7 protein-coding genes are annotated in these 4,104 nt (G+C 55.7%); 2 read left to right on the plus strand and 5 right to left on the minus strand.

Annotated elements, in window-relative coordinates:
* Positions 1–229 precede the first annotated feature (229 nt).
* Entirely contained in the window at positions 230–376 is a 147-nt protein-coding gene (locus AAAC48_RS19880) for a hypothetical protein (RefSeq protein ID WP_340655840.1), read from the minus strand.
* 59 nt (positions 377–435) lie between these two features.
* Complete coding sequence (locus tag AAAC48_RS19885; RefSeq protein ID WP_340655841.1) at positions 436–843, minus strand: helix-turn-helix domain-containing protein; 408 nt, start codon at positions 841–843, stop codon at positions 436–438.
* A 90-nt stretch (positions 844–933) separates the two neighbouring features.
* On the opposite strand from AAAC48_RS19885, the gene AAAC48_RS19890 reads away from it, so the two are divergent.
* Both AAAC48_RS19890 and AAAC48_RS19895 read left to right on the plus strand, forming a co-directional pair.
* A complete protein-coding gene (locus tag AAAC48_RS19890) occupies positions 934–1,494 on the plus strand; it encodes an NAD(P)H-dependent oxidoreductase (protein ID WP_340655842.1) in 561 nt (186 codons plus the stop codon).
* Between the two features lie 67 nt (positions 1,495–1,561).
* The gene (locus AAAC48_RS19895) at positions 1,562–2,239 is read left to right on the plus strand and encodes a glutathione S-transferase family protein (protein WP_340655843.1); all 678 of its coding nucleotides are present in this window, start codon (positions 1,562–1,564) and stop codon (positions 2,237–2,239) included.
* 9 nt (positions 2,240–2,248) lie between these two features.
* Here the strand turns inward: AAAC48_RS19895 and AAAC48_RS19900 are convergent, their stop codons facing one another.
* The 3 genes from AAAC48_RS19900 to AAAC48_RS19910 all read right to left on the minus strand — a co-directional run bounded on the left by AAAC48_RS19900 (position 2,249) and on the right by AAAC48_RS19910 (position 3,871).
* Positions 2,249–2,602, minus strand: a complete 354-nt coding sequence (locus AAAC48_RS19900; RefSeq protein WP_340655844.1) for a VOC family protein — start codon at positions 2,600–2,602, stop codon at positions 2,249–2,251.
* An 8-nt stretch (positions 2,603–2,610) separates the two neighbouring features.
* Positions 2,611–3,021 carry an SRPBCC family protein gene (locus tag AAAC48_RS19905; RefSeq protein ID WP_340655845.1) on the minus strand — a complete coding sequence of 137 codons (411 nt, stop codon included), beginning with the start codon at positions 3,019–3,021 and terminating at the stop codon, positions 2,611–2,613.
* 73 nt (positions 3,022–3,094) lie between these two features.
* A complete protein-coding gene (locus AAAC48_RS19910) occupies positions 3,095–3,871 on the minus strand; it encodes a helix-turn-helix domain-containing protein (RefSeq protein WP_340655846.1) in 777 nt (258 codons plus the stop codon).
* Positions 3,872–4,104 lie beyond the last annotated feature (233 nt).

Here is a 4,104-nt window from a genome sequence, read left to right on the forward strand (position 1 = left end):
GCTCTGCAGGATGCTGCATCGGTTGCTGGTCTTCTGGTCACCACCGAAGCCATGATTGCCGAAGCTCCTAAGAAAGAGTCGGCTGCTCCTGCAATGCCAGGCGGCGGCATGGGCGGCATGGGCGGCATGGACTTCTAAGAAGTCCTGTCCCAACGACATACGGAAAAGGCGGGTTTCGACCCGCCTTTTTTGTTAGCCCGCTCGACCAGCGCTCAAATCGAGCTGAGCTTTACCCGTTCTTCCATTTTCGCCGCCGTTGTGCGATTTCGCCACCGGCAAGGCCTTCGTCCCCCGCCTTGATCAGCAAACGGAAGATCTCCAGCCTGGAAGATTGTGAGATAGCGGCGAGCGCCTCAAATGCGTTGTCTATATCCATATATCCAGAAAACCAGATTTATAGATATACCTCAGGCCTGGGCGGTCCGGTGCTGCCGCCTATTCAGCGGCATGCGCAAACGGGGTTTGTATCTCTTTGCCGCCGTGAGCCGCGTCGAACCGCGCACGGGCCTCGCTGACGCGTTGCTCATTCTTGATCGCCCAATCACCAAGCGCCTTCACCGGCACCAGCAGATCGCGTCCCAGATCAGTCAGCTCATAATCCACGCGCGGTGGAATGGTTGGGTAGACCGTTCTAGTGACAAAACCATCGCGTTCGAGACCACGCAACGTGCTCGTCAGCATCTTTTGCGAGATGCCATTGATCGTCCGTTTCAGCTCATTGAACCGCATCGATCCGTTGCCAAGATATTTGACGACCATCACCGTCCATTTGTCACCGACGCGCGCCAGAAGATGATGAACCGCGGTGCATGCGGGAGTTACCTCAAAGTGATCTGGTTTCAAAAAAGTGCCTCCTTGCGACCGTTTCGAACAGTCACTTATATAGCGCCGGTCACAAATAGTTACCATCCCCCAAGATGAAGGATTCCTGAAATGGCTAAAGCTAAAATCGGCATCATTATTGGCAGCACACGCATCGGCCGTTTCGCCGAATTTCCTGCCAAATGGATCGCTGAAGTTGCCGGCAAGCGCGACGATGTCGAGGTGGAAATCCTCGATCTTCTTGACTATCCGATGCATTTCTTCGGCGAAGAGCGCACCACAACTGAGCAGAATGAAACCGCCGAGCGGTGGAAAAAGAAGCTGCGCGAATTCGATGGGTTCGTCGTTACTGTTGCCGAATACAATCACGGCCCGACCGCCGTGTTGAAGAATGCGATCGATCTCGGTGAGTTTGTTCAACGTCCCGTCGGCCTTGTCGGCTATGGCGGGGTGGGCGGCGCCCGTGCAGTCGAACAGCTGCGTTTGATCTTCGTTGAAATGGGCTCGGCTTCAGTGAAAACCGGCATTCACATTTCCTTCCCGGAATATCTGACCGTGGTTAAGGGGGAGAAGAAGCTCGGCGACTATGAGCATCTCAACGAAGCCGCCAACAACCAGCTCGACCAGCTCGCCTGGTGGGCGAACGCTCTGAAAACGGCCCGCGCGGCCTGATACATCGAAGAGCGGCTGCCTCAACAGCCGCTCTTCTCGTCTTAGGCCATCATTGGAGAACCATTCCATGTCTTCCCTTACGCTGATCAGCCACCTTCTGTGCCCGTATGTGCAACGCGCGGCCATTGCCCTTGCCGAAAAGGGCGTGCCCTTCGAGAAGATCTACATCGACCTCAAGGCAAAGCCCGATTGGTTCCTGAAGATTTCGCCACTCGGCAAGGTGCCGCTGTTGATGGTACCTCAGGCGCACGGCAGCGAGGCAATCCTGTTCGAAAGCTCCGTCATTGCCGAATATATCGATGAGTCGCAGCCGGGACCTCGCCTGCATCCGGACGATGCTCTGACCCGCGCCCGTCATCGCGGCTTTATGGAATATGGTTCCTCGATCCTTGCCGACATCTGGGGTCTGGAAACGACCAGGGATGCGACTGTCTTCGAGGAAAAACGCAAGGCGCTCATCGACAAGTTCGGCCGGGTCGAAGACGTACTCGGCGACGGTCCGTATTTCGCCGGGTCCAAATTCAGTCTTGTCGATGCGGTCTTCGCGCCCGTCTTCCGTTATTTCGATACGTTTGATGAGATTACTGATCTTGGCATATTTGCCAGCTATCCCAAGATCAGTGCCTGGCGCAAAGCGCTGGCAGCGCGGCCGAGCGTACAAGAGGCCGTAACACCAGGGTATCGGCAGCTGTTGCGCGAATTTCTCAAGAAATACGACGCCTATATGCTGACACTGGCGTCCTGATCCGGGATCCTATTTATCTGACCAGACTGCGAGCTCATACCCATCCGGGTCGGCGAAGTGAAAGCGCCGACCTCCAGGGAAACTAAAGACAGGCCTGAGTATCTTTCCGCCTGCCTTGTCAACGCGCTTCAATGCATCTGCAAGATCGTCGGCAAAAAGGATGACCAGCGGGCCGCCTGACCGGACTTCGCCCGCAGTCGCGAAGCCTCCCTTGAGGTTGCCATCGGAAAACTCGCAATAGCTGGGCCCGTAATCGGTGAAAGTCCAGCCAAAGGCCTGACCATAAAAGCTACGTGCGCGCCCGATATCGCTCACATTGAATTCGATATAGTCGATGCGTTTGTCTTTGCCTGAGCTGGCCATGTCGTCTCTCACTCTATGAGTTGTGCTTCGAGCAAATCCTTGAGCTTTTGGAGATCGCGCTTGACCCATGCGGCATCGGCTGTGAATTTCTCGTCATCCATGCCCGGCACGCGAAAAAGGGTGAACATCACTTCGCAATCGTCTCCATTGGCGACCACCCTCAGCGGGATATAGACCTCATCGCCGGTCTCGGTAGTCACCCAGTGATCAAGGACGCCGAAATTGTTCACCGGAGCAAATCGCAACCTGAGCTTGCCGGCCGGACCATCGGCCAGCCATTCGTCTCCGGATTTCTGCAAGCCGGATGTAAGGCCGGAGGCCCATTGCGGCAGGTTTTCCGGAACGCTGGCATAATCATAGAGATCACGCCAATTGCGCCCGATGGAAATCTGAAGGGTTCGCGCTTCATGTGTTGCCACAGTCTGTCCTCCTCACGCTACTCGCCACAAGTTTATGCGCCTAAAGACTTTCTGTCTTGAACAAAACGGCCAATCAGGCCGCGAATTGTTGCATGAGCACCCTTGGCGACACGCCGGAAAGCGCTCTTACCTCGCGGCTTAAATGGGCCTGATCGGAGTAATCCGCCTCAAATGCCAAGCTGCCAAGACCGGTCTGCGGGACTTGCCGGACTAGCTTGAGGAATCGTTGGAAGCGGAGGATACGTTCCAGGGTTTTCGGTCCGTACCCGAAATAATGCTGGCACTGCCGACGCAACGTGCGTTCGCTGGTATTGAGCTCGGCAGAGAGGCCGGCGACACCAGAATGATGTCCGAGGTTTCCCAGCTTTCGAAAAGCAAGAGCCATCGACCTGTCTGGAAGCGCAATCTCAGGCGCAATGCGTGAAAAGCCCGCCTGAAGGCCAATGGACGCTTCATGTGTCGATCGGGCAGTGCTCATACTGTCGCTGAGAGCATCCGCGCGCGATCCCCAGATGTCGCGTAAATCGATGCGGCAATTTACGAGCTCGGACATTGGTATGCCGAGCCAGTGGCAGGCAGCGCCAGGTGCAAAGCGCATACCGACAATCTGTGTCATGGCAGGATCAACAAGTTGCGGCTCGGTGTCGGGCCCAGCGACCATCAGCTTGCCTTGCGACCACAATAAATCGACACAGCCATCAGGAACGACGGTCACCGGTGTCGTTGATCCCGAGCGACCTGATCGGCTCCACACGCATAGAAAATGCGCCTTTAGATCCGCGATTGGCAAGGATTCGCGATAATGACCGGTACAGTTCGCAAGGACGGGTTTGTTATCGAGCTGCAACATCGTGTGCCGTCTTGAAACGATGGTTTGACCGGATTGGCCTATAATCGATTTTATCGCAAAGTCGGCGGAATTCCAGACCAACATTGCGCTCACGAACCTTGCCTCTCGCGGAGCTTCGCAGTAGTGCTTGCGCCAACTCCCAACAGGAAAAGTACACGATGAGCTCTACCCGTACCGAAACAGATACTTTTGGTCCCATCGAAGTCGCCTCGGACAAATATTGGGGCGCACAG

It is taken from the genome of Phyllobacterium sp. (assembly GCF_037994405.1).
Classification (GTDB): domain Bacteria; phylum Pseudomonadota; class Alphaproteobacteria; order Rhizobiales; family Rhizobiaceae; genus Phyllobacterium.